The sequence below is a fragment of the Actinomadura sp. 7K507 genome, assembly GCF_004348425.1.
In the GTDB taxonomy this organism is placed as follows: domain Bacteria; phylum Actinomycetota; class Actinomycetes; order Streptosporangiales; family Streptosporangiaceae; genus Spirillospora.
Window position 1 is genome coordinate 1 of the sequence record NZ_SMKK01000394.1, and the last position, 4991, is coordinate 4991.

General features: G+C 67.4%; 7 protein-coding genes. 6 read left to right on the plus strand and 1 reads right to left on the minus strand.

Annotation, left to right across the window (positions count from 1 at the left end):
* The coding region (locus E1285_RS43140) for a transposase (RefSeq protein WP_165967016.1) at nt 1-287 on the plus strand (287 nt) is incomplete at its 5' end.
* Between the two features lie 7 nt (nt 288-294).
* On the opposite strand, the gene E1285_RS43145 is transcribed toward E1285_RS43140, so the two are convergent.
* Nucleotides 295-702 (minus strand): ATP-binding protein, encoded by a 408-nt coding sequence (locus E1285_RS43145; protein ID WP_132160698.1) that lies wholly within the window; start codon nt 700-702, stop codon nt 295-297.
* 146 nt (nt 703-848) lie between these two features.
* Between E1285_RS43145 and E1285_RS43150 the strand changes: the two genes are divergently transcribed.
* From E1285_RS43150 to E1285_RS43170, 5 genes are all read left to right on the plus strand, one after another.
* Nucleotides 849-1703 (plus strand): helix-turn-helix transcriptional regulator, encoded by an 855-nt coding sequence (locus E1285_RS43150; protein ID WP_132160699.1) that lies wholly within the window; start codon nt 849-851, stop codon nt 1701-1703.
* Nucleotides 1700-1900 carry a DUF397 domain-containing protein gene (locus E1285_RS43155; RefSeq protein ID WP_132160700.1) on the plus strand — a complete coding sequence of 67 codons (201 nt, stop codon included), beginning with the start codon at nt 1700-1702 and terminating at the stop codon, nt 1898-1900. The genes E1285_RS43150 and E1285_RS43155 overlap by 4 nt, the downstream gene beginning before the upstream one ends.
* Before the next feature lie 17 nt (nt 1901-1917).
* Complete coding sequence (locus E1285_RS43160) at nt 1918-2523, plus strand: hypothetical protein (protein WP_132160701.1); 606 nt, start codon at nt 1918-1920, stop codon at nt 2521-2523.
* Nucleotides 2510-3052 (plus strand): NUDIX hydrolase, encoded by a 543-nt coding sequence (locus E1285_RS43165; protein ID WP_165967017.1) that lies wholly within the window; start codon nt 2510-2512, stop codon nt 3050-3052. The genes E1285_RS43160 and E1285_RS43165 overlap by 14 nt, the downstream gene beginning before the upstream one ends.
* A gap of 114 nt (nt 3053-3166) precedes the next feature.
* Nucleotides 3167-4486 (plus strand): ISL3 family transposase, encoded by a 1320-nt coding sequence (locus E1285_RS43170; protein WP_132160703.1) that lies wholly within the window; start codon nt 3167-3169, stop codon nt 4484-4486.
* Nucleotides 4487-4991 lie beyond the last annotated feature (505 nt).

Here is a 4991-nt window from a genome sequence, read left to right on the forward strand (position 1 = left end):
AGGCCAACCGCGCCCATCTGCGCCGTCGCGGGATCGCGGCCACCATTCCCGTGAAGGCCGATCAGCAGGCCAACCGCAAGGCCAAGGGCTCGACCGGAGGACGCCCACCGGTGTTCGACCCGGACGCCTACCGGCTCCGCCACGCAGTCGAGTGCGGCACCAACCTGCTGAAACAGCACCGGGCGGTGGCGACCCGCTATGACAAGCTCGCCGTCCGATACCAGGCCACCATCGAGGTCGCCGTGATCGACATCTGGCTCCGATCAATCACCAAGACCACTTCTTAAACACGGCCTAGACCCGCAGCGGCGGCGGCCCCGGGAACCGCATCCACACCGTCGTCCGATGCCCGTCCGCCCGGATCCCCCACACCAGGGCCAGGGCATCGATGATGCGCAGGCCCCGGCCGTCCTCCGCCAGCGGATCGTCCCGCATCACCGGCCGCACCCCGGACGCCCCGTCATCGGCGACCTCCGCGACGATGTCCTCGCCGTCCAGCGAGAACAGCACCGTGATCCTTCCGTCCCGCCCGGACGCGGTGTGCTCGACCGCGTTCGTGAACGCCTCGTTCACGCACGTCTGGACGTCCGGGAGCGAGGGATGCCCCTCCCCGAGAACGTCCCGCGCGAACACCCGCGCGTGCCGCGCCGACTGCTCCGCGCCCGGCAGCGTGAGTGCCGCGATGACCTCGCTGATCGCCATGAAGACCCTTTCTCTCGGGCCTCAGCCTCTTAGCGCACCGCACCGGCCACACCACGTTCCGTATCCCCCGAAAGGACTCCCCACTAAAAGTTCAGCGGTCACCAGTTCGCCGGACATCTGACTCCGTAGCGTGACACGCTGACCACATGTCGGAAGCGACCCTCTCCACCACGCGCCGCCGCAAGATCGGACGAGTGCTCCGCCACCTCAGGGAGGAGTCCGGCTACACCCTCAAAACCGCAGGCAAGCACCTGGAACGCTCGCCTTCGTCGCTCAGCCAGATCGAGAACGGCGTGCAGTGGCTACGCCTTCGCGATCTCGGCTTCATCCTCGACCGGTACAACGTCCCCACCGACCTCCGCGCCGCGATGATGACCCTCGCCGAACAGGACCGCCAACCCGGCTGGTGGGACGACTACAAGGACCTGGTCACCCCGGAAGCCCTGGACCGCGTCTCGCTGGAACACGACGCCTCACGCATCATCACCACGGAGACCACCTTCATCCCCGGCCTCCTCCAAACCGAAAGCTACGCCCGCGCCGTCAACACCACGAGAGTCCCGGTAAGACCGGACAACATAGTCGAACGGTATGTGAGGTTCCGGCTGGCACGCCAGGAAGTCCTCCGCCGCAACAGTCCGACTCTCCTCCAGGTGGTTCTCGATGAGGCCGTACTCCGGCGCCCACGCGGTGGCCGTCAGGTCATGCGCAGTCAGCTTCGAAGGCTCCTCAACGATTCCGAGCAAGAACACATGTTGTTGCAGGTGTTGCCGTTGGCAGTCGATCCCGGCCCTGCCTACGTTGGCCAGTTTCAACTCATCGAGATCGGCTCGCCGTCGATCCTCAGGGCCATCCTCATCGACCATTTCACCGGCCAGTGGATCTTGGAAGATGAAGCGGAGGCTTCTCAGTACCACGAGAAGTTCACCGCTCTGCGCTCTTCTGCGCTTGATGAACCCACTTCTCGCGACCTGATCAACCGAATAATCTCGGAGCTATGAGATATTCAGGCCTGCCACTCGTTATCTGGCGCAAGAGCAGCCACAGCGGCTCCCAAGCCGACGACTGCATCGAGGTTGCGTCAGGCGATGGAGCGGTTGCGGTACGGGATTCGAAGGATCCGGACGGTCCCGCCCTCGCCTTCACCCCTCACGTCTGGAGCGCGTTCCTCAACCGCCTCAAGAGCCGGGGCGCCTGAGCAATTGGAGGCGGGGGATGGCGCTGGGGGTCGAGTTCGCGAACGTGATCGTTCGGGTCACCGACGCGGAGCGTTCGCTCCCCGGCGGGCTTGACCGGTTCGCGGCGTCCCAGCACAACTACATCGAGGACGAGCATCTCGTGCGGGTCGGGTTCATGAACACCCGCGAGGCCGACGATCTCATCGGCCGCCTGCGCTCGCTCGGCCTGCCGGACGACGCGGTCGCCCTCGTGCAGTCGAACGCACCCGTCCCCGCGTGCCTGCGGCGCGGCGAGATCGACGGCATACCGGCGGTCTGGCTCACCGGACATGACCCAGGGCCGCTCGTCCCGCCGCTTCAAGGCGTCCTGCTGCGCGGAGGATCCCTGTTGCGGGACACCCTGGCCGCGCTGAACGCCGACGGCGACGTCGAGGTCAGGCGGACATCACCGGACGAGCACGCACATGACCGTTACGAGATCGCGCGGGGAGAAGCCTTGATCGATCTCGACCTCATCCAGGGCGACGGCACGGTCGGCGTCTGGGCCAACCGCCGCCAGGACCGCAATCGGCGCTGCCGCGATGACATCGAACTCCTGGAATGGCTCAGGACCGCCCTGGAGGCCGCCGGTGCGCACTCCTGAGCCCACCGGCGCGGTGGCGGCGAACGAGGTGCGGATTCCTGTCCGGTCCGGCGGGCAGCGGTGGCTTGTGTCGTGGCATCCACCGCCCGACCCACCGGCGGGAACGCCCCATGGCGCCGAGGGGGTGTGCGTGACCAGCGGCGGCGACGTCGTGCTGATCACCCCGGACGGCGTCGCCTGGGACCTGCCGGCGGGCCGTCCCGAGCCCGGCGAGGACTGGGAGCAGACCCTTCACCGGGAGATGGACGAGGAGGCATGCGCCACGGTGCTGGCGGCACGGCTGCTCGGCTTCACCCGCGGCGAATGCCTCACCGGCCCGGAGCGCGGAAAGGTGCTCGTCCGGTCGGTGTGGCGGGCCGATGTCGAACTCCGCCCATGGGAGGCGCGCTTCGAGATCATGGCCCGGCGCGTGGTCGCCCCGGACGAGGTCGAGGACGCTCTGTCGCTCGGCTCCCACCCGTTCGCCCCCTTCATCCGCCGCGAACTCCGGGAAGCCGCAGTGAGCCATATCGGCCGAAGCGCACCCTGATTTCACGCTCTTCGCAGTTGAGGGTGTAGGGCGGCTGGCGCGTCGGTCCCTGGATAGACGTCGAGGTCTCCCGAGGATGGAGGTTCTTACGCCAGCCATCCGGAAGACCTCGACATGTACGACGCTACCCCTCCTGCGGGCTTCGCCTGCGCTGATCTGACCGCCTTCTGCCGGCTCGACGAGCTCGGTCTCGAAGTCACCGGGCAGCGGCTTGAGTCCGACCGTGCGGTGCTGGCCTGCCGGGTTGTCGAACCGGATCAGTGGTGCCGGCGCTGCGGCTGCGAAGGCGTACCCCGTGACACCGTGACCCGGCGGCTGGCGCACGAGCCGCTGGGCTGGCGGCCCACGACGCTGGAGGTCGTCGTGCGTCGCTACCGGTGCACCGGCTGCGGGCACGTGTGGCGCCAGGACACCACCCAGGCTGCGCAGCCGCGGGCGAAGCTGTCGCGTCGTGGGCTGCGATGGGCACTGGAGGGGATCGTGGTCCAGCATCTGACCGTCGCCCGTGTCGCCGAGGGCCTCGCAGTGGCCTGGAACACCGCCAACGACGCCGTCCTGGCCGAGGGCAGGCGAGTTCTGATCGACGACATGGGCCGGTTCGACGGCGTGAAGGTCATCGGGGTCGATGAGCACGTGTGGCGCCACACCCGCCGTGGCGACAAGTACGTCACCGTGATCATCGACTTGACCGGCATCGGTGAGGGCACCGGCCCGGCCCGACTGCTCGACATGGTCGAGGGCCGCTCCAAGCAGGCGTTCAAGACCTGGCTCACCGAACGTCCCGACACTTGGCGCGACGCGGTGGAGGTGGTCGCGATGGACGGCTTCACCGGCTTCAAGACCGCCACCGCCGAGGAACTGCCCGACGCGGTCGCGGTGATGGATCCCTTCCACGTCGTCCGCCTGGCCGGTGACGCCCTGGACCGGTGCCGACGCCGGGTGCAGCAGGTCGTCCACGGGCGCCGTGGCATGAAGAACGACCCGCTCTACAGCGCACGGCGGACGCTGCACACCGGCGTCGACCTGCTCACCGACCGCCAGAAGGACCGGCTTCCCGCACTGTTCGCCATCGACGAGCACGTCGAGGTCGAGGCCACCTGGGGCATCTACCAGCAGATGATCGCCGCCTACCTTGAGCCCGACCGGGGAAAGGGCCGCGCGCTGATGACTCGCCTCATCGAGTCGATCGGCCACGGCGTTCCCAGACCGCTCTGCGAGGTCATCACGCTGGGACGGACGCTGAAGAAGCGAGCTGCCGACATCCTGGCCTACTTCGACCGGCCAGGAACCTCCAATGGACCGACCGAGGCCATCAACGGACGACTCGAGCATCTCCGCGGCTCCGCACTCGGCTTCCGCAACCTGACCAACTACATCGCCAGATCGCTACTCGAAACCGGCGGCTTCCGACCGCAACTACACCCTCGATCGTGAAGAGCCTGATTTCACGCCGACCGGCTCACCTTCCCTGGCAGCCCGTGCCGCCGCGGGGGACTGCCGCCGTCCCCACCTTCGAATACCTGGGCCTGTCTCTGACAGTGCCCCCTGATGTCCAGCCGATCGCACCCATGTCCAGCCTCCTCGGTGAGGCCAGTACTCGAAAGGGTAAGGGCGGTCCAGCGTTTCGGTCAGGAGGGCGAAGCCGCGTTCTCTGTGGCTGCGCAGCCCGTTGCACGGCGTTGCGGGCGCGATGCCGAGGTCGGCCAGGACGGGCGTGATCTCGGTGTGCGAGTAGAGGACCAGCAGGACGAGGCACGCGTGTCGCATGTCTGTAGCGCTCGGCGTACAGGAGCCAGCCGATGAAAGCGGACCTGAGCTTCCCCCCGTTGCACGGACACCCGAGGTGAGGTCACTCGACGGCGTCTGAGGGCAGGTTGAGCCCTTCGAACGTGACGGGGCTATGCATCCCAATACTGGAATGCCGCCTGTATGGATTATA